The sequence below is a fragment of the Salipiger sp. IMCC34102 genome, assembly GCF_004145405.1.
In the GTDB taxonomy this organism is placed as follows: domain Bacteria; phylum Pseudomonadota; class Alphaproteobacteria; order Rhodobacterales; family Rhodobacteraceae; genus Loktanella.
The window spans coordinates 41,726-61,729 of the sequence record NZ_SELQ01000002.1; the positions used below are offsets into that span (position 1 = coordinate 41,726).

General features: G+C 66.4%; 18 protein-coding genes. 13 read left to right on the plus strand and 5 right to left on the minus strand.

Annotated elements, in window-relative coordinates; all coding sequences use genetic code 11:
- Nucleotides 1–134: 134 nt before the first annotated feature.
- Complete coding sequence (locus EU805_RS04525) at nucleotides 135–1,043, minus strand: LysR family transcriptional regulator (protein ID WP_129762778.1); 909 nt, start codon at nucleotides 1,041–1,043, stop codon at nucleotides 135–137.
- A 158-nt stretch (nucleotides 1,044–1,201) separates the two neighbouring features.
- On the opposite strand from EU805_RS04525, the gene EU805_RS04530 reads away from it, so the two are divergent.
- The 12 genes from EU805_RS04530 (at nucleotide 1,202) to EU805_RS04585 (ending at nucleotide 13,782) form a co-directional block, all read left to right on the plus strand.
- A complete protein-coding gene (locus EU805_RS04530; RefSeq protein WP_129762779.1) occupies nucleotides 1,202–4,606 on the plus strand; it encodes an indolepyruvate ferredoxin oxidoreductase family protein in 3,405 nt (1,134 codons plus the stop codon).
- 62 nt (nucleotides 4,607–4,668) lie between these two features.
- Nucleotides 4,669–5,646: a lysophospholipid acyltransferase family protein gene (locus tag EU805_RS04535; protein WP_129762780.1), complete on the plus strand. Its 978-nt coding sequence runs from the start codon at nucleotides 4,669–4,671 to the stop codon at nucleotides 5,644–5,646.
- Nucleotides 5,549–6,361 carry a glutamate racemase gene (locus tag EU805_RS04540; protein WP_129762781.1) on the plus strand — a complete coding sequence of 271 codons (813 nt, stop codon included), beginning with the start codon at nucleotides 5,549–5,551 and terminating at the stop codon, nucleotides 6,359–6,361. Before EU805_RS04535 ends, EU805_RS04540 begins: the two co-directional genes overlap by 98 nt.
- Nucleotides 6,362–6,423: 62 nt before the next feature.
- The gene (gene argC, locus EU805_RS04545) at nucleotides 6,424–7,452 is read left to right on the plus strand and encodes an N-acetyl-gamma-glutamyl-phosphate reductase (RefSeq protein WP_129762782.1); all 1,029 of its coding nucleotides are present in this window, start codon (nucleotides 6,424–6,426) and stop codon (nucleotides 7,450–7,452) included.
- The gene (gene ccmE / locus EU805_RS04550; protein WP_129762783.1) at nucleotides 7,449–7,907 is read left to right on the plus strand and encodes a cytochrome c maturation protein CcmE; all 459 of its coding nucleotides are present in this window, start codon (nucleotides 7,449–7,451) and stop codon (nucleotides 7,905–7,907) included. Before argC ends, ccmE begins: the two co-directional genes overlap by 4 nt.
- Nucleotides 7,908–7,952: 45 nt before the next feature.
- On the plus strand, nucleotides 7,953–8,564 hold the full coding sequence (locus EU805_RS04555) for a holin-associated N-acetylmuramidase (RefSeq protein ID WP_129762784.1): 612 nt from the start codon (nucleotides 7,953–7,955) through the stop codon (nucleotides 8,562–8,564).
- Entirely contained in the window at nucleotides 8,555–9,100 is a 546-nt protein-coding gene (locus EU805_RS04560) for a holin family protein (protein ID WP_129762785.1), read from the plus strand. The genes EU805_RS04555 and EU805_RS04560 overlap by 10 nt, the downstream gene beginning before the upstream one ends.
- The gene (locus EU805_RS04565) at nucleotides 9,090–9,293 is read left to right on the plus strand and encodes a hemolysin XhlA family protein (protein ID WP_129762786.1); all 204 of its coding nucleotides are present in this window, start codon (nucleotides 9,090–9,092) and stop codon (nucleotides 9,291–9,293) included. Before EU805_RS04560 ends, EU805_RS04565 begins: the two co-directional genes overlap by 11 nt.
- A 75-nt stretch (nucleotides 9,294–9,368) precedes the next feature.
- Complete coding sequence (locus EU805_RS04570; protein WP_129762787.1) at nucleotides 9,369–11,336, plus strand: heme lyase CcmF/NrfE family subunit; 1,968 nt, start codon at nucleotides 9,369–9,371, stop codon at nucleotides 11,334–11,336.
- Nucleotides 11,333–11,773 carry a cytochrome c-type biogenesis protein gene (locus EU805_RS04575; RefSeq protein WP_129762788.1) on the plus strand — a complete coding sequence of 147 codons (441 nt, stop codon included), beginning with the start codon at nucleotides 11,333–11,335 and terminating at the stop codon, nucleotides 11,771–11,773. Before EU805_RS04570 ends, EU805_RS04575 begins: the two co-directional genes overlap by 4 nt.
- A 67-nt stretch (nucleotides 11,774–11,840) precedes the next feature.
- Entirely contained in the window at nucleotides 11,841–12,614 is a 774-nt protein-coding gene (locus EU805_RS04580; RefSeq protein WP_129762789.1) for an enoyl-CoA hydratase-related protein, read from the plus strand.
- A gap of 64 nt (nucleotides 12,615–12,678) precedes the next feature.
- Nucleotides 12,679–13,782 carry an alkene reductase gene (locus tag EU805_RS04585; protein ID WP_129762790.1) on the plus strand — a complete coding sequence of 368 codons (1,104 nt, stop codon included), beginning with the start codon at nucleotides 12,679–12,681 and terminating at the stop codon, nucleotides 13,780–13,782.
- A gap of 50 nt (nucleotides 13,783–13,832) precedes the next feature.
- Here EU805_RS04585 and EU805_RS04590 read toward each other — a convergent pair whose 3' ends face one another.
- Genes EU805_RS04590 through gltX form a run of 3 tightly spaced genes read right to left on the minus strand, consistent with a single transcriptional unit; the run spans nucleotide 13,833 to nucleotide 17,094 of the window.
- A complete protein-coding gene (locus EU805_RS04590) occupies nucleotides 13,833–14,354 on the minus strand; it encodes a GNAT family N-acetyltransferase (RefSeq protein ID WP_129762791.1) in 522 nt (173 codons plus the stop codon).
- Nucleotides 14,332–15,621, minus strand: a complete 1,290-nt coding sequence (locus EU805_RS04595) for a citrate synthase (RefSeq protein ID WP_129762792.1) — start codon at nucleotides 15,619–15,621, stop codon at nucleotides 14,332–14,334. The genes EU805_RS04590 and EU805_RS04595 overlap by 23 nt, the downstream gene beginning before the upstream one ends.
- Before the next feature lie 57 nt (nucleotides 15,622–15,678).
- Complete coding sequence (gene gltX, locus EU805_RS04600) at nucleotides 15,679–17,094, minus strand: glutamate--tRNA ligase (RefSeq protein ID WP_207208077.1); 1,416 nt, start codon at nucleotides 17,092–17,094, stop codon at nucleotides 15,679–15,681.
- Nucleotides 17,095–17,175: 81 nt separating this feature from the next.
- Here gltX and EU805_RS04605 point away from each other — a divergent pair, with 81 nt between their 5' ends.
- On the plus strand, nucleotides 17,176–19,311 hold the full coding sequence (locus EU805_RS04605; protein ID WP_370318164.1) for a ComEC/Rec2 family competence protein: 2,136 nt from the start codon (nucleotides 17,176–17,178) through the stop codon (nucleotides 19,309–19,311).
- On the opposite strand, the gene lexA is transcribed toward EU805_RS04605, so the two are convergent.
- A complete protein-coding gene (gene lexA / locus EU805_RS04610; protein ID WP_129762794.1) occupies nucleotides 19,305–19,991 on the minus strand; it encodes a transcriptional repressor LexA in 687 nt (228 codons plus the stop codon). The two genes, EU805_RS04605 and lexA, sit on opposite strands and share 7 nt — an antisense overlap.
- Between the last annotated feature and the right edge of the window lie 13 nt (nucleotides 19,992–20,004).

Sequence of the window (20,004 nt, forward strand, 5' to 3'; positions counted from 1 at the left end):
AGAAGCGTGTCGCTATGACGTTGCTTCTGAAACCGGAGTTAGTGGCCAAAGATTAAGCAAACAAGAAAAATATCGCTTCAATTTCGCAATTCCGCCATGCGTTGTGCGCATATCACAACCGTCAAGGGCCGTTTTCACCCGTCGAGGTTCATGTCGGCGAGCGTCTTTCGATGGGCGATGATCTCGTCCTGGACGAAATCGCGGAACGCGGTGATGCGTTTGGACTGCCGCAGTTCCTCGGGGTAGGCGAGGAAGACGGGGACCTCACCGCTTTCGATTTCCGGAAGGCAGCGGACGAGATGCGGGAAATCCTGCACGACGTAATCGGGCAGAACCCCGACACCGAGGTCGTTGATCACCGCCTGGAGCACGCCGAAGTAATTGTTGACCGTGAAGATCGACCCGACCTCGTGGCTGAGCAGATGGTGGATCAACGTGGCCCCCGCGCTGACCTGCGTCGAGGAGAGTTGCTGGCAGATCAGGCGGTGATCGGAGATATCGTGAACCTCTTCGAGGGGGCGCCGGCTGTCGAGATATTCGCGCGTCGCGTAAAGGCGCATCCGCACGCTCATCAGCCGCTTGCGGATCAGGTCGGCCTGCGAAGGTTCCTTCATGCGAATGGCGACGTCGGCCTCGCGCATGGGAAGGTCGAGGACGCGTTCCTCGAGCATCAGGTCGATCTTGATGTCGGGGTAGAGCTCGTAGAGCTTGGGCAGTCGCGGCGCCAGCCAGAGCGTGCCGAAACCCGTGGTCGTGGTCACGCGCAACTCGCCGAAGACCTCCTCCTCTGAATCGCGGATCCGGGCGCTCGCGGCTTCCAGCCTGCGGTTCATGGATTTGGTCGCGTCAAAGAGCAATTCGCCCTGTTCGGTGAGGATCAACCCGCGGGCGTGGCGGTGGAAGAGATTCGTGTTCAGTGTCTCTTCGAGCGCGCGAATCTGGCGGCTGACGGCGGATTGCGACAGGTGCAGCACGTCGCCCGCATGGGTCAGCGACCCTGCGTCCGCGACGGCGTGAAATATTCTAAGCTTGTCCCAGTCCATCGCGTTCGTTCCTTGTCGAAAGTCCGACCCAATCGCCCGGGGAATTACGCACGAAACGTGAGCAATTCAATCTGTCGCGACCGACCGCTCATCTCGCCTTTGTGCTTTGTGGGTCACACGAACTGACCTAGAGTTAATCGGGAACATGGAGGTCGATGATGTCGCGTCAAGATATTTCCCTGCAGGACCGCTTCGATCTGGACAAACGACACGTCCTGCTGAACGGCACGCAGGCACTCGTACGGTTGATGCTGATGCAACGGGCACGCGACGAACGCGCGGGGCTGAATACAGCCGGTTACGTGACCGGCTATCGCGGCTCGCCATTGGGGGCCGTCGACCAGCAGATGGCGCGCGCGGGAAAGCATCTGGCCGACGCGCAGGTGACGTTCCAGCCCGGTCTGAACGAGGATCTGGCCGCCACCGCCCTCTGGGGCAGCCAGCAGGCCGAGTTGCGCGGGGAAGGGCGGTACGACGGCGTCTTCGGGCTTTGGTACGGCAAGGGGCCGGGGGTGGACCGCTCCGGTGACGTCATGCGCCACGCGAACATGGCCGGAACCTCGGCCCATGGCGGGGTCATCATGGCGATGGGCGACGATCACACGGGCGAATCCTCGACGACCTTGCACCAGTCGGACTTCGCGATGGTGGACGCCTACATGCCCGTGGTCAGCCCCGCGGGCGTGCAGGAAGTGCTGGACTACGGCCTCTACGCCTGGGCGCTGAGCCGCTACGCGGGCGTCTGGGTCGGGCTGAAGACGATGAAGGACACGATCGAGGTCACCTCGGTCGTGGATGGCGATCCGCACCGGCTGGACTTCGTGACACCGGATCTGCCGCTGCCCGAAGAGGGGCTCAACATCCGCCTGGTGGACACGCCCGTGGCGCAGGAAGCGCGGATGATCGACCACAAGCGGTTCGCGGCCGAAGCCTTCAGCCGCGCCAACCGCATGGACCGGCGCAAGTGGGGCCGTGCAGGCGCGCGGATCGGTCTGGTGGCGGCGGGGAAGAACTACCTCGATCTGGTGCATGCGCTGTCGCTCCTGGGCATCGACGAGGACAAGGTGCAGGCGCTGGGGCTCACGACCTACAAAGTGGGCCAGGTCTGGCCGCTCGACATGGCGTCGTTCCACGAGTTCGCCCAGGATCTCGACCTGGTCATCGTGGTCGAGGAGAAGCGCAAGCTGATCGAGGTCCAGGTGAAGGAGGCGCTGTTCGACGATACCGCGACCCGCGTCTACGGCTGGCACAAGGGGGACGAGCATTCGCAGGGCCGGCGGGAGGAGATCTTTCCGACCCGCTACGCGCTTGACCCGCTGGGAATCGCCGAACGCCTGGGTGTGATCTTCATCGAGGAAGGCTGCGCCGACGACGGCGTGCACGCAGGGCTTAAGGCTCTGTCCGAAGCGCGGCGGGCCGACAACCTGCCGGAGCTGGCGGCGCGGTTGCCCTATTTCTGCGCGGGCTGCCCGCACAACACGTCGACCAAGGTGCCCGATGGCAGCCGCGCCTATGCCGGGATCGGATGTCATTACATGGTGCAATGGATGGACCGTGACACCGTGGGCTTCACCCAGATGGGGGGCGAAGGGGCGAACTGGGTGGGCGAGGCGCCCTTCAGCACGCGCGATCACGTGTTCCAGAACCTGGGCGATGGAACCTACAACCATTCCGGCGTGCAGGCGATCCGTTTTGCGCTGATGGCGGGGACCAACGTCACCTACAAGATCCTCTACAACGATGCGGTGGCGATGACCGGCGGTCAGACCAACGACGGCGACCTGCAGGCCGACCAGATCGTGCGCGAACTTCTGGCGATGGGGGTCCGGGACGTCCGCGTGGTCTATGACGAGAAGGAGGACGTCGATGCTACGCGCTTCCCCACCGGCGTGCCCTTGTCGGAGCGGGCCGAGCTGCCGCGCGTGCAGGACGAATTGTCGAAGGTGAAGGGCGTGAGCGCGCTGGTCTACATCCAGACCTGCGCCGCAGAGAAGCGCCGCCGCCGCAAGCGCGGCCAGTTTCCCGATCCCGACCGCCGGGTCTTCATCAACACGGACGTCTGCGAGGGCTGCGGCGATTGCGGCGTGCAGTCCAACTGCGTGGCCGTCGTCCCGGTGGAGACCGAGCTGGGCCGCAAGCGGGCCATCGACCAGTCCGCCTGCAACAAGGATTTTTCCTGCCTCAAGGGGTTCTGTCCCAGCTTCGTGACGGTCGAAGGTGCCACGCTTAAGAAGACCGCGACCGCCAGCGTGGAGGTCGGCGATCTGCCGATGCCGGATTTGCCCGCGATCCGCGGCACCCACAACGTCGTCATCACCGGCGTGGGTGGCACCGGGGTCGTGACCATCGGCGCGGTGCTCGCGATGGCGGCGCACCTCGACGGCAAGGGCGCCGGTATGATGGAGATGGCCGGCCTCGCCCAGAAGGGCGGTGCGGTGCATATCCACTGCCGCCTGGCCGAACGGCCGGAGGATATCAGCGCGATCCGCGTCGCTACCGGCGAGTGCGACGCGCTGATCGGCGGCGATCTGGTGGTCAGCGCCGGTGCCAAGACGCTTGGGCTGATGAAGACCGGGCGCACCAAGGGCGTCGTCAATGCCCACGAGATCGTCACCGGCGATTTCACCCGCAACACCGAATTCCGCCTGCCGGTCGAAGACCTCAAGCTGAGCCTCGAGCGGCGGCTGAAGGACGGCCTCGCGCTCATGGACGCGACGGATCTGGCCAAGGCGACCATGGGCGACAGCCTCTATTCCAATATGATGGTCTTCGGGGCGGTCTGGCAGATGGGGGGCATTCCGGTGGCGCTGGACGCGATCCGGCAGGCGATCGAACTCAACGGCACCGCGGTGGAGCGCAACCTGCGGGCCTTCGACCTTGGCCGGTGGGCGGTTCTCCATCCCGAGGAAGCGGCGCGGGTGGCCGCCCCGCGCGTGGTCTCCTTGCCGAAGTCCCTGAACGAGCGCATCGCGTTTCGGGAAAGACACCTCGTCGACTACCAGAACGACCGACTGGCCCGTCGCTACCGCGCCCTCGTCGATCGGTTCACCGATGCGGACATGCGCGAAGCGGTGGCGCTGGGCTACCACAAACTCTTGGCCTACAAGGACGAATACGAGGTTGCGCGCCTTTTGCAGCAAACCGAAGCCAAGGCGCGAGAGGCTTTCGACGGTGACGTGCGGCTGACCTATCACCTCGCCCCGCCGGTCCTGACCAAGACCGGCCCCGACGGGCGGCCCCGGAAGAAGGCGGTCGGCGGCTGGATGGGACGGGCGTTTCCCGTGCTCGCGCGTCTGAAGGGGTTGCGTGGCACGCTGTTCGACCCCTTCGGTCGGACCGCGGAGCGGCGGATGGAACGCGCGCTGATCGCGCAATACGAGGCGGACCTGTCAGCGCTGGGCGACGACGAGGCCCGGGCGGAAGCCGTGGCATTGGCCCGCCTGCCGCTGGACATCCGCGGCTTCGGCCCCGTCAAGGAGGCCAACGCCGCGGCGGCCGAGAAACGGCGGGAGGTGCTTCTCGCAGCCCTGAACGACGGGGGCACGCGTCTCGCGGCCGAGTAGAGCGTCACGCCGCCGTCACATCGGTCTGCGAAGCATCCGGCATTCCGCGCAGGAGGCCCCGGATGGACCGCGAGGTCGTGAAACGCCTGTCCTATGCCCACTCGACGCCGCACCGCGGTGGGCGGGCGATGATCCGTCTGATCGAAAACGCGACGGGCCGCATCGGGCTGATCCGGCGCGGGCGGGACTACGCGCGCGCCAAGACCGAAGGCAGCGACATGTGGTCCGCGATCACCGCCCGTTACGGGTTGTCGCTGGATCTGGCTTCCGGGACCCTGTCGAACATTCCCGCGCAGGGGCCGGTCATCGTCGTCGCGAACCATCCGTACGGGATCCTCGACGGGTTGATGATGGGCCGGATCCTCGCGGCCGGGCGGGCCGGAGAGGTCCGCATCATGGCCAGTCATATCTTCTGTGACGCGCCCGACCTGCGCGACGTCATCCTGCCCATCGACTTTTCCGAAACGCCAAGTGCGGTGCGGGCCAATCTGCAGACCCGGGCGGCCGCGATCGATCAGCTGGGCAGAGGCGGCGTAATAGGCATATTCCCGGGCGGCACGGTCTCGACCGCGCCACGCCCGTTCGGAACACCGATGGATCCCACCTGGCGCAACTTCACCGCCAAGATGATCGCCCGGAGCGATGCCACCGTGGTCCCGATCTACTTCGACGGGGCGAACAGCCGATTGTTCCAGATCGCCAGCCATATCCATTACAACCTGCGCGTGGGTCTGCTGATCCGCGAATTCCGCACGCGGATCGACCGTCCGGTCCGCGTCTGCATCGGCGATCCGATCCCCAATGCGGCCTTTCACCGGTTTGCCGGCGATGCGAAAGGGTGCATGGATTTCCTGCGCAAAGCGACCTATGACCTGAGTCCGGGGCCCGTCGACGCATTCGCGCTGGGCCACGAGTTCGAGGCTAAGTACAAGGGTCGCGCAGATGGCGGTGGGGATTTTCGACAGCGGGTTGGGCGGGCTGACAATCCATCGGGCGATTGCGGACCGGATGCCCGATCTTCCCTTGGTGTACCTTGGTGACAGTGCCAACGCGCCCTACGGCGTGCGCAAGGCCGACGATATCTACGACCTGACGACCGCCGCCACGCAAAGGCTCTTCGACGAAGGCTGCGATCTGGTGATCCTGGCCTGCAACACCGCCTCCGCCGCGGCACTTCGGCGGATGCAGGAAGGCTGGGTGCCCAAGGGCAAGCGCGTTCTCGGCGTCTTCGTGCCGCTGATCGAGGCGCTGACCGAACGGCAGTGGGGCGACAACTCCCCCCCGCGCGAAGTCGCGGTAAAGCACGTGGCGCTCTTCGCGACACCGGCGACCGTCTCCACCCGGGCGTTCCAGCGCGAACTGGCGTTTCGCGCGATCGGCGTCGATGTCGAGGCGCAGGCCTGCGGCGGTGTCGTCGATGCCATCGAGGAGGGCGATTTCGTCCTGGCCGAGGCGCTGGTGCGCAGCCATGTCGATGCGCTCAAGCGCAAGATGCCAAGCCCCGATGCGGCGATGCTGGGCTGCACCCATTATCCCCTGTTGGCGGAGGCGTTCCAGGATGCGCTGGGTCCCGACGTGCAGGTCTTCAGCCAGGCCAACCTGGTGGCCGCAAGCCTCGCCGATTACCTGGAGCGACGACCCGAGATGCGCGGCAACGGCACCGAAAGCCGGTTCCTGACCACCGGCGATCCCAAGCGCGTGTCGGACCGCGCCATGCAGTTCCTGGGCCGGTCCATCACGTTCGAACCGGCCTGACCGCCGCAGTCTTGCCCGGGCCGGGTCTTGTTCCTAACTGTCATCCCGAAGGGGACACCATCATGAGCTACAATGTCGCGATCCTCGGCGCCTCCGGCTACACCGGTGCGGAGCTTGTGCGCCTCATTGCAACCCATCCCTCGATGCGGATCGTGGGACTGTCCGGCAACTCCAAGGCCGGCATGGCCATGGCGGAGGTCTTTCCGCACTTGCGTCACCTTGACCTGCCGCGCCTGACCACCATCGAGGAGATGGACCTCGGTGGTGTCGATCTGGTGTTCTGCGCCTTGCCGCATGCAACCAGCCAGGCGGTCATCAAGGATCTGCCGGAGCACGTGAAGATCGTCGACCTTTCGGCCGATTTTCGACTTCGCGATGGGGACGCCTACGAAAAATGGTACGGCAAGCCCCACGCGGCGCCCGAGCTGCAGCAAACCGCCGTCTACGGGCTGACCGAGTTCTACCGCGAGGAGATCCGCACCGCCCGGCTGGTCGCTGGCACCGGCTGCAATGCCGCCACGGGGCAATACGCGCTACGCCCGTTGATCGAAGCGGGGGTGATCGACCTCGACCGGATCGTGATCGACCTCAAGGCCGCCGTGTCGGGGGCGGGGCGGTCGCTGAAGGAAAACCTGCTGCACGCAGAGCTTTCGGAAGGGCTGCACGCCTATGCCGCCGGCGGCACGCACCGGCATCTGGGGGAGTTCGACCAGGAATTCTCGGCCCTCGCCGGGCGTCCGGTCCAGGTGCAGTTCACGCCGCACTTGATCCCCGCCAACCGCGGCATCCTCGCCACGGTCTACGTCGATGGCGATGCGCAGGCGATCCACGACACGCTGGCGCAGGCCTACAAGCTGGAGCCCTTCATCGAGGTCCTGCCGATGGGACAGCACCCGTCGATCAAGCACGTCCGGGCCAGCAACTTCTGCCATATCGGCGTCGTGGCGGACCGGGTGGCGGGGCGTGCCATGGTCATCGCCACGCTCGACAACCTGACCAAGGGATCGAGCGGGCAGGCGGTGCAGAACGCCAACCTGATGCTGGGACTTCTGGAAACCGAAGGGCTGATGATGGCCCCGGTCTTCCCGTGAAGGGGCTCAAGAAGAAGCGTCGCGTCCAGATCATGGCGCTTTCGGGCGTCTGCGTCGCGGCCGTGCTGGCCCTTCTGGCGTTCCTGCCGGACGAATCGTTCCAGTTCTTCCGCGCGCCGTCCGAGATCGCGGCCGATCCCCCGCGCGAGACCGAGTTGTTCCGCATCGGCGGGCTGGTGGAGAACGGGTCGCTGAACCGTGGGCAGGGCATGCAGGTCAGCTTCAACGTGACGGACGGCGGCGCCTCGATTCCGGTGGTCTACAGCGGCATCCTCCCCGACCTCTTCGAGGAAGGCCAAGGCATGGTCGGGCAGGGCCGTTACGTCAACGGCACCTTCGAGGCCATTGAAATCCTTGCCAAACACGACGAGACCTACATGCCCAAGGAGGTGATCGACGCGCTCAAGGCGCAAGGCACCTATGAGGCACCGGACGCTGCGGTCGCCACCAATTAACCCTCCCTCCGTGATGTTTTCCCCGGCTTTGAGGGAGACATCAGCATGCAGACTGTCAGGCAGATCGCCGCCGAGATCGTGGGGCGCGAAGGCGGCTACGTGGACGACCCCGACGACCCGGGCGGGGCGACCAACCACGGGGTGACGATCCACACGATGCGGCGCCTGGGGCTGGATCTCGACGGCGATGGCGATGTGGACCGGGCCGATGTGCGGCGTCTGACCCGCGCCCAGGCCGAGGACATCTTCATCCGCCATTACTTCGAAGCGCCACGGATCGGACTGCTGCCGGAGGCGTTGCAGCCCACAGTCTTCGACATGTACGTAAACGCGGGCAATCAGGCGGTGAAGATCCTGCAGACCCTGCTGACCCAGATGCGGATCGAATGCGCCGTCGACGGGGTGATCGGCCCGCAGACGCAAGCGGCCGCAGCGCAGGGGTTCGCCGCCGCCGCCGAGCACCTGGTCGATGCCTACGGGATCGCGCGTCGGAACTACTACTACGCACTTGCCGACCGCCGTCCCGCCAGCCGCAAGTACGCGCGGCGCCGGGACGGCGGCAAGGGCGGCTGGATCGTGCGCGCCGAAAGCTTCATGGCGCAGCGCTTCCACTATTCGCAAGCACAACACCGCGAGAGGGTTCGGGCATGGGATTGATCCAAGGCATCACGAAACTGCTGTTTGGCGACGGGCGCAACGTCGTGGCGGAGACGGTCGAGGTCTTCCGCGAAAGCGCCGAAAAGGGGGCGCAGCGCAACGCGGAGGCGCGCATGGCGGCGATGGAGCAGTTCGCGGCGGAGTTCGCGCACGCCAGGCGGTCCGGCTTCGACCGGTTCGTCGATGCGCTCAACCGCTTGCCGCGGCCGATGCTGGCGCTGGGGACGATCGGGCTGTTCGTTTCGGCCATGGCGAACCCGGCGTGGTTCGCGGACCGGATGCTGGGGGTGGCCCTGATCCCTGAGCCGCTGTGGTGGTTGATGGGGGCCATCGTCAGCTTCTACTTCGGCGCGCGCTACCAGGCGAAGGGGCAGGAATTCCAGCGCTCGGTTGCTCAGACGCTGGTGCTGGGCGAGGCGATCCGCAAGCCCGCCCGCGAGGACGACCACGGTCCGGAAGCGATCCTGAAAGGGCCGACCCCTTACCCCGACAACGCCGCGCTGGCGGAATGGTGGAGCCTGCGTCATGCAGCATGACCGGTTGGGGGCGATCGAGCGGCGTCTGATCGACCTCGAGACCAGCAACGCCGTCAACGCGGTGCACCAGGTCAACGTGGGCGAGCGGTTGTCCTCCATCGAGGATACGCTGAAATGGCTGGTCCGGCTGGTGGTGGGCGGTATGATCCTGGCGGTGATCTCCGTCACGCTGGAAGGGCATATCCCGCTTTGAGATCGGCGTTTTCGTCGCGGTCACGGTGCGGCGATCGGGCTGGGCGCGGTCCCCTTGATGGGGTAACAGGGCGCCATGTTGATCGAACTCGCGCATTTCGCCCTCATCCTCGCCTTCGCCGTGTCGATTGCCCAGACCGTCGTGCCGATGGTGGGCGCGCAGAAGGGCTGGCGGGGATGGATGACCTTTGCGGAGCCGGCCGCGACGAGCCAGCTGATCCTTGTCGGCTTTGCCTTTCTGGTGCTGACGCGGGCCTTCGTGATGTCCGATTTCTCGGTCGAACTGGTCTATGCCAACAGCCACACCGCCAAGCCCCTGATCTACAAGATCAGCGGCGTCTGGGGGAACCACGAAGGCTCCATGCTGCTGTGGGTGCTGATCCTGGCGCTTTTCGGGGCCTCGGCCGCCTGGTTCGGCGGCAACCTGCCCGCGCCGCTCAAGGCACGGGTCCTGGCGGTGCAGGCCAGCATTTCGGTCGCCTTCTACGCCTTCATCCTTTTCACCTCGAATCCCTTCGCGCGTCTGGCCAATCCGCCCCTCGACGGGCGCGATCTGAACCCGCTGCTGCAGGATCCCGGGCTCGCGTTCCACCCGCCGTTCCTCTACCTCGGCTACGTGGGGCTGAGCATGACGTTCAGCTTCGCCGTGGCCGCCCTGATCGAGGGACGCGTCGATGCCGCCTGGGGTCGCTGGGTCCGGCCCTGGACGCTGGCAGCCTGGATGTTCCTGACCGTCGGCATCGCCCTCGGCTCGTGGTGGGCCTACTACGAGCTTGGCTGGGGCGGCTTCTGGTTCTGGGACCCGGTGGAGAACGCGAGCTTCATGCCCTGGCTCATCGCCGCGGCACTGCTTCATTCGGCCATCGTCGTGGAAAAGCGCGAGACGCTGAAAAGCTGGACGATCCTGCTGGCGATCCTGGCCTTCGGGTTCTCGCTTCTGGGGACGTTCATCGTCCGCTCGGGCGTGCTGACCAGCGTGCACGCCTTCGCCAACGACCCCGAACGGGGGGTGTTCATCCTGATGATCCTGGGCGTGTTCCTGGGCGGGTCGCTCACGCTCTACGCCGCCCGTGCGGGCACCATGCAGGCGCAGGGCGTCTTCGGCACGGTCAGTCGCGAGAGCGCGCTCGTGCTCAACAACATCCTGCTGGCCGTCAGCGCCTTCGTGGTCTTCATCGGCACGCTCTGGCCGCTGGTGGCCGAGATGCTGTTCGACCGGACGCTTTCGGTCGGGCCCCCGTTCTTCGATGCGGCCTTCACGCCCTTCATGGTGGCGCTTGCGATCGTCCTGCCGCTGGGCAGCCTGCTGGCCTGGAAGCGCGGGACGCTGACGCGGGCACGGGGGCCGCTGACCGGGCTTGTCGCCCTGTCCGTCGCGGCCGCGCTGCTGGCCTACGCGGTCCATTCGGGCCGTTCGCTGGTGGGGCCGGCGGGCGTGGCGCTGGGGGTCTGGGTCGTGGGCGGCGCGCTGCTGGACCTGTGGCTTCGCTCTGGCCGCGGAAGCGTTACCGACCGCCTGCGTCGCATGGCCCGCCTGCCGCGCGGCGACTGGGGCAAGACGGTCGCCCATCTTGGCATGGGGGTCACGATCTTCGGTATCGCCGCCATGACCGCCTGGGACGTGGAGGATATCCGCGTCGTCGACATAGGCGAGACCTACGAGGTCGCGCCCTACACGGTCACCCTCGACAGCGTCGAGACGGTGCAGGGGCCGAACTACCGCTCGACCTTCGCCACGCTGGCAATCCGGCGCGGGCAGGGGACGCCCTTCACCCTGACGCCCGAGAAACGCTTCTACCCGGTGGCGCAGATGCCCACGACCGAGGCCGCGATCCGCAACGGCATCCTGCGCGACCTCTACGTCGTGATCGGCGACCCGCAGGAGGCGGGGGGCTACGCGGTACGGGTCTACATCAAGCCCTTCGCCAACTGGATCTGGGGCGGCGCGATCCTGATGGCGCTCGGCGGTTTGATCTCTCTCACCGACCGGCGGTTGCGGATCGCCGTTGGCGCGCGTCGCGCAGCACCGGTGGCCGCGGAATGAGGTGGCTGGCGCTCGTCCTGTGCCTGCTGGCAGCGCCGCTTCACGCGGTCGAACCAGGGGAGATGCTGGACGATCCCGCGCTCGAGGCGCGAGCCCGCGCGCTGTCTCAAGGGCTCCGCTGCCCCGTCTGCCAGAACGAAAGTATCGACGAATCGAACGCCCCCATCAGCCGCGAGCTGCGCGTGCTCCTGCGGGAGCGGCTGGTGGCCGGGGATACCGATGCCGAGGCGCGCGCCTTCCTCGTCGCCCGCTTCGGAGAGTTCATCCTTCTCGAGCCGGACAGATCCGGCAGCAACCTGATCCTCTGGGGGGCGGCCCCCGCCTTGCTGCTGCTGGCGCTCGGGGTCGGCTGGGTGGCCATTCGCCGCCGCGCCGAACCGGAGGCGGCCCTGACCGAGGACGAAGAGGCCGAGTTGGAGCGGATCCTGCGGTCCTGACGCGTGGTTTCGCTTTCGCGAGGGGCAGGCGGCGATAGAGTGGCCGCGCAACCCCTTAGGAGCGCCCATGCCGTATGAGACCCTGACCGTCGACATCCGCGACGGTATCGTCGCCATCTCGATGAACCGTCCCGAAAAGATGAACGCCCTCAATACCCGGATGCGGGCCGAGATCACGCAAGCCGTCGCTGACGCCCCGAACCACGGGCGGGTCGTGGTGCTGACGGGGACGGGCCGCGCCTTCTGCTCGGGCCAGGACCTCGACCTCAAGGAGGGCGCCAAGCTCGATCTGGAAGCGACCTTGCGGGATGAATACGTGCCGATGCTGCGCGCGATCGTGGACTGTCCGCTGCCGACGATCTGCGCGGTCAACGGTCCGGCGGCCGGGGCGGGGGCGAACCTGGCCCTGTGCGCGGACGTGGTCATCGCAAGCGACGAGGCTTACTTCGTCCAGGCCTTCGCCCGGATCGGCCTCATTCCCGACGCGGGCGGAACCTGGTTCCTGCCGCGGCAGATCGGCCTGGCCCGGGCGATGGGTGCGGCCCTTTTCACCGACAAGATCACTGCGACACAGGCGGTCGAATGGGGCCTGATCTACGAGGCCGCCCCGGCGGAGTCGTTCGATACCCATTGGCGGGCCCGCGCGGCGCAACTGGCCCAGGGTCCGACCCAGACCTACCGCCATATCAAGCAGGCCTTGCGGGCGAGCTTCGGCAACGATCTGGACGCCCAACTCGCGCTGGAGGCCGAGTTGCAGGGCAAATGCGGCCAGACCCGCGATTTCCGCGAAGGTGTCTCTGCCTTCGTCGAAAAACGGGCGCCGCGGTTCGAAGGACGCTAGGGCAAGCGGAACAAGCCCCAAGCTGTCGTGTTGCTATGGGTGAATTCAAGACAGGAGCCATTCCATGGCCGACCAAGACATCCTCTTCAGCCCCGTCGAGATTGGCGCGCTGACGCTGCCCAACCGCGTGCTGATGGCGCCGCTGACGCGCAACCGTGCGCGCGCCGACGGCGTGCCCGCCGACATGGCGATCGAATACTACCGCCAGCGCGCCAGCGCAGGGCTGATCATGACCGAGGCCACCCAGATCTCCGAGATGGGCAAGGGGTACATCGACACCCCCGGCATCCATACCGAAGAACAGGCGATGAAGTGGCGCGAGATCACCGACGCCGTCCACGCCGAAGGCGGCCGCATCCTGATCCAGTTGTGGCACGTGGGCCGCATCAGCCATACCTCCGTCCTGCCGGAGGGACGCCAGCCCGTCTCCTCGACCGACAAGGCCGCCGAGACCCAGACCTTCACCCGCAACGGGTTCGAGGATTGCTCCAAGCCTGTGGCGCTCGACGAGGCCGGGATCCGCGAGACGATCGATGATTTCCGCGAGGCCGCGCGCCTGGCCAAGCTTGCGGGGTTCGACGCGATCGAAGTGCATGCCGCCAACGGTTACCTGATCGAACAGTTCCTGATGGACGGTGCCAACGACCGCACCGACGGCTACGGCGGCAGCGTCGAGAACCGCATGCGTTTCCTCGAAGAGGCGCTGGATGCGGTGGCCGAACATTGGCCCGCCGACCGGACCGGCGTGCGCCTGTCGCCACTGGGCCAGGCCAACGCGATCTCGGACAGCGATCCGGTCGAGCACTACAAGACGATCTACAAGATGCTGAGCGATCGCAAACTGGCCTACCTGCACGTGCTGGAAAGCTTCCCCGGGTCCGACAACGAGGAAGGGCGCGACAAGATCGAGACGCTGCGCAAACACTACGACGGCTTCTACATCGCCAACGGCGGCTACGATGCCGCCCGCGCCCGCGAAGTGATCGAGACGGGCCACGCCGACGCCGTGACCTTCGGCCGTCCGTTCATCGCGAACCCCGACCTGCCGCGCCGCATGAACCTCGACGCCGAGATGAACGAGCCCGATCAGGACACGTTCTACGGTGGCGACGAACACGGCTACACCGACTACCCGTTCCTGCCGGATGCGGGGGTCGCCGCCGAGTAAGCGAAACGGACGATGGATGGAAAGGCGCGCGGTTTGGTCCGCGCGCCTTTTCACGTGGGCCGGTCCAGCGCGAAATAGGCGCTGTCGAACCAGACGCCGCCGATCAGGTAGGTGTTCTTTGCCCGGTGGGTTTCGCGAAACCCGAACTTGCGCAACGTCGCCGCAGAGGCCGCGTTGCGCGGATCGATGTCCGCCATCAGACGCGGGTGACCGGTTCGCGCGAACACCGCTGGCAACACGACCGCCAGCGCCTCCGAGACGTAGCCTTTGCGGTGATGCGCGGGATCGAGCATGAAGCCGATCTCATGGCCCGTGAACAACCCGACGTTGCCGATCCAGGCCCCGTCGAGCGTGATCTGGAAGTTGGTCTGCTGCTGCGCCCAATGGGCGATGCGACGATCCAGCAATTCTTTCGTCGTCGCCCTGTCGGGATGCGGCAGCGTTGCCCAGTAGCGCATGGCGTAAGGGTCGGAATAGACGCGGTGCATCGCGTCGAGGTCGTGCTCTTTCGGACCGCGCAGCACCAGCCGCGCGGTCCGAAGCGCGCCGTCAGCGCTTTTCGATGTCGACATAATCGCGCATGGTCGACCCTTGGTAGAGCTGCCGCGGCCGGCCGATCTTCAGCGCGGGATCGCTCAACTGCTCCTGCCATTGCGAAACCCAGCCGATGGTGCGGCTGACGGCGAAGATCGGCGTGAACATCGAGGTCGGGAAGCCCATCGCTTCGAGGATGATGCCCGAGTAGAAATCGACGTTCGGGAACAGCTTCTTCTCGGCGAAGTAGGGATCGTTCAGGGCCTGCTTTTCCAGCTCTTTGGCGACCTTGAGCGTCTCGTTGTTCTCGATGCCCAGAAGCTCCAACACTTCGTCGGCGCTTTCCTTCAGGACCGTCGCCCGGGGGTCGAAGTTCTTGTAGACGCGGTGCCCGAAGCCCATCAGGCGGAACGGATCGTCCTTGTCCTTGGCGCGGGCGATGTATTCGGGGATCCGGTCGACGGTCCCGATCTCGCGCAGCATCTCGAGGCAGGCCTGGTTGGCGCCACCGTGCGCCGGGCCCCAGAGGCAGGCGATGCCGGCGGCGATGCAGGCGAAGGGGTTGGCCCCCGAAGAGGACGCCAGCCGCACCGTCGAGGTCGAGGCGTTCTGTTCGTGATCGGCATGCAGGGTGAAGATCCGGTCCATCGCGCGGGCCAGCACGGGGTCGACGTGATAGGGTTCCGCCGGGACGCTGAAGCACATGTTCAGGAAGTTCGAGGCGTAGTCCAGATCGTTGCGCGGATAGACGAAGGGCTGGCCCACGTGGTACTTGTAGGCCATCGCCGCAATGGTCGGCATCTTGGCGATCAGCCGGAAGGCCGCGATCTCGCGCTCGCGGGGGTCGTTGATGTTGGTGCTGTCGTGGTAGAAGGCCGACATCGCGCCGACAACGCCCACCATGATCGACATCGGATGAGCGTCGCGGCGGAAGCCGCGGAAGAAGTTCATCATCTGCTCGTGCAGCATCGTGTGATGGGTGACGATGAATTCGAACTCCTCCAGTTGCTCGGCGTTCGGCAATTCGCCGTTCAGCAGCAGGTAGCAAACCTCCAGGTAGTGCGACTTGCTGGCCAGCTGGTCGATCGGGTAGCCGCGGTGCAGCAACTCGCCCTTGTCGCCGTCGATGAAGGTGATCTCGCTCGGGGTGGAGGCGGTGGAGGTGAAGCCCGGATCGTAGGTGAACACGCCCGCCTGGGAGTAGAGCTTGCGGATGTCGATGACGTCGGGACCGGCGGTAGGGGTGAAGATCGGCAGATCGTAGTCTGTCCCGTCGATGGTCAACTTGGCGGTCTTGTCGGTCATGATCGTTTCCTGTCTTGTCCGGGTCGCAAGTGCGACCGCTTGGGGGTGCTTCGCCGCTTATCTAGCGGCGTCGTCGATCCGGGCGATACTTTCGTCGCGTCCGAGTACCAGCATCATGTCGAACACGCTGGGAGATACCGCGCGACCCGCGAGTGCTGCGCGCAGAGGTCCTGCGAGTTTGCCCAGCTTGGTCTCCCGTGCGGCCGCAAAATCGGCGACCGCCTGTTCGAGAGCGTCGCGTTCCCAACTAACATTCTGCAGGTGCGGCGTCAATTCGACGAAATATTGCTGCGCCACAGCATCGATGGCCTTGGCCGACTTCTCGTCCGGGTGAATTGGGCGGTCGGTCAGTGCGAAATGGGCCTTGTCCAGAAGCTCCGGGAAGGTCTTGGAGCGTTCCTTGAGGCTCGGCATCGCGCTCAGCACCCGGTCGGCCTGCGCCTCCGTCAGGGGCAGGGCGCCGGTGGCCGCAAGGTAGTCCTGCGCTTCGGCCAGCAGCTCGGCGTCGTCGGTGGCGGCGATGTGTTGGCCGCAGATATGTTCCAGCTTCTTGAGGTCGAACCGGGCGGGCGACTTGCCGATGCCGTCCAGGTCGAACCATTCCTTGGCCTGGTCGTCGGTGAAGAACTCGTCGTCCCCGTGGCTCCAGCCCAGACGAGCGAGGTAGTTGCGCATGCCGGCGGCCGGGTAGCCCATCTTGCGGTAGTCCGCCGCCGCGGTCGCGCCGTGGCGCTTCGACAGCTTCTTGCCGTCGGGTCCGAAGATCAGCGGGATATGTGCAAGCACCGGCGCGTCCCAGCCCATTGCCTGGTAGATCAGGTTCTGGCGGAACGCATTCGCCAAGTGGTCGTCGCCGCGGATCACGTGGGTGACGCCCATGTCGTGGTCGTCCACCACCACCGCCAGCATGTAGACCGGCGTCCCGTCCGAGCGCAGCAGGATCATGTCGTCGAGCTGGTCGTTCGACCAGGTAACGGCGCCCTGCACGGTGTCGGTCAGCGTCGTCTCGCCTTCGCGCGGGGCCTTGAGGCGCACGACGTAAGGCGCGTCCGGGTGCTGGTCCTCGGGCACGTCGCGCCAGGGCGAGCGGAACAGGGTCGAGCTGCGCTCCGCCCGGGCTCGTTCGCGGAAAGCCTCGATTTCTTCGGGCGTGCTGAAGCACTTGTAGGCCGTTCCGGCCTCCAGCATCCGCAAGGCGACCTCGCGGTGGCGCGCGGCATTCGCGGCCTGGCTCACGGGCTCTCCATCCCAGTCGAGGCCCAGCCACGTCAGCCCGTCGAGGATGACTTGCGTGTTTTCGGGGTTCGAGCGCGCGGTGTCGGTATCCTCGATCCGCAGCAGGAAGGTTCCGCCCTGGCCGCGGGCGTAAAGCCAGTTGAACAGCGCCGTGCGTGCGCCGCCGATATGCAGCGCACCGGTGGGCGAGGGCGCGAAGCGGGTCACGGGCGGCGTCGGGGTCGTGGTCTGGGTCAAGAGATTAACCTGTTGTTTACGATTGCGGCCAATGCTCAACCGCGTCCCTGCCGGGATATGTCGGTGAAAGGTCAAGGACAAGTGCAAGAGGCGTTGCTGTCCCAGCGCGGCCGGCTGGTCCTGTGGCTGCCGGTGTTCCTGGGACTCGGGATAGGCGGGTATTACGCCCTGTCGTGGGAGCCGGGCCGCGCGACCTGGGCTGCCCTGGGGCTCTGCGCGCCGTCACTGATCCTGCTCTCGCGCGCCATGCGGGAGGCCTGGCGCCCGCTCGTCTGGGCGCTGGCGGTCTGTGCGTGCGGGGCCGGGCTGGCCAAGCTGGAAGTCTGGCGGGTCGAAGCCCCGGTTCTGGGATTTCGCTACTACGGACCAATCGAAGGACGGGTGGTGGGGATCGACCGGTCCGCCTCCGACGCGGTGCGGCTGACGCTGGACCGGGTCCGGTTGGACCGCTTGGCGCCTGGCCGGACACCGGCGCGGGTTCGGGTCTCGCTGCACGGAGATCAGCCGCTGTCGCGCATCAAGCCGGCGGAGCGGCTGATCCTGACCGGACACCTGACCCCGCCTGCGGGGCCGGCAGAGCCCGGTGGGTTCGATTTCCGGCGTCATGCCTGGTTCGAGGGGATCGGGGCGGTGGGCTACACGCGCACGCCGGTCCTGCGGATCGCCCCCGCCGATCCGGGGCCCGGGCAATGGATCTTCGCCAGACGCATGGCGATCAGCGACGCCATCCGCGACCGCTTGCCCGGTGAGATCGGCGGGGTGGCGGCGGCCATTGTCACCGGTGATCGCTCCGGCATCGACCAGCCGACGTTGGAGGCGTTGCGGGCCTCGAACCTCGCGCATCTGCTGGCGATTTCGGGGCTGCACATGGGGCTGCTGACCGCTTTCGTCTTCACCGGCGTGCGGATCGCGATCTGCGCCGTGCCGCCCGTGGCGCTCCGCCTGCCGGTCAAGAAGGTCGCGGCGGTGGCGGCGCTGATCGCGGGGGCGATCTACCTCGCGCTGTCGGGGGGCAGCGTGGCGACGCAGCGCGCCTTCATCATGGTATCGGTCATGTTGGTGGCCGTCTTGCTGGACCGCCGCGCGCTGACCTTGCGGGCCATAGCCCTGGCGGCGACCATCGTGCTCGTCTTGCGACCGCACGCCTTGCTCGGCCCGGGGTTCCAGATGTCCTTTGCGGCAACCACGGCGCTCGTGGTGATCTTCGGTCGGTTGCGCGGCGTCCGGGTCGGGCCGCGATGGATGGGGCCCGCGGTCTCTGTCTTCATCTCCTCGCTGGTGGCGGGCCTGGCCACGGCGCCATTCGCGGCGGCGCATTTCAACCAGATCTCGCACTACGGGCTGATCGCCAATCTCGCCAGCGTGCCCCTGATGGGGACACTCGTCATGCCCGCCGCGGTGCTCGCGGCCTGCCTGGCGCCGGTCGGGCTGGAGGAGGTCGGATTGTGGATCATGGGGCAGGGGCTTGCGTGGATCCTGTTCGTCGCGCGCGGCGTCTCAAGCTGGGACGGCGCGCTCAGCTACGTGCCCACGCCGCAGACCGTCGTCCTGCCCGTGCTGACACTCGGGTTGCTGTGGTTAATCCTCTGGGCGGGACGGGCGCGCTCGCTGGGTATTCCGGTCGCGGCGGTTGCCTTCGGGCTGTGGGCGATGACCGAACGGCCCGACGTCCTGATCGCCGACACGGGCGGTCTGATCGGTGTTCTGACGCCGGAGGGGCGCGCCCTGTCGCGGGCGACCGGCAACGGCTTCGTCGCCCGCGTCTGGCTGGAGAATGACGGTTTGCCGGTTCCGCAGGCGCAAGCCGCGTCCCGTCCCGGGATCACCCAGATGGATCGCGGGGTACTTGCAACGCTGGGCGGCCAGCAGATCCGGCAGGTGCGCGGGAAGACGGCGCGTGACGTCCTGGGCGACTGCGGAGGCGCCACGATCTTGGTGCTGACCGTTCCGGACGAAGCTGAGCGTCCTTGCCTCGTTCTCGATCAAACGCGGTTGCGCCAGACCGGCTCGGTCCGCCTTGATCTGGCCGACGACGGAAGTCTTCGCGTGCGGACGGCGAGCGAGGTGACGGGGACGCGCCCCTGGTCCGGTGGATCCGCAGTGTCAGGCGACAGGCTGCCGGCGTTGCCGCACGCGATACAGCCCTTCGACCGGCCCCAAACGAACACTCGGACGGCCAATGTCGAAAAGCCGTCCGGGACGCAGAGCGTTCAGTAGGTGCGGATCAATCCGACCAGCCGTCCCTGCACCTTGACCTGGTCGTCGCGGAACAACCGCGTCGGGTAGGCCGGGTTCGCGGCTTCGAGCGCGATCATGCCGTCGGACCGGCGGAACCGCTTGAGCGTGGCTTCCTGATCCTCGACCAGAGCGACCACGATATCGCCGTCGTCAGCGGCCCCGGACTCGCGGATCACGACCACGTCGCCATCGTTGATCCCGGCGTCGATCATCGAATCGCCCTTCACTTCCAACGCGTAATGCTCACCCTTGCCGAGCATGCCCTGCGGGACGGCAACGGAGTGCGACACTTCAGAGATGGCGGCGATCGGCACACCGGCGGCGATCCGGCCCATGACGTTGAGCTCCACCGCGGCCACGCTGACGGCCTGCGCCTGCGGCGGAATGCTGTCGGGACGGTCGCCGTCGATCACCCGCGGCGTGAAGCCCGGCTTGTCCTGCATCGCCTCGGGAAGTTTCACGATCTCCAGCGCCCGCGCACGGTGAGCGAGACGTCGGATGAAGCCACGCTCCTCCAACGCCGTGATCAGGCGATGGATACCGGATTTGGACCGCAAATCCAGCGCTTCCTTCATCTCGTCGAATGACGGGGGCACGCCGTCGCGCTGGACGCGTTTATGAATGAAATTCAGCAGGTCGAGCTGTTTCTTGGTGAGCATGGTAATGCCTTTC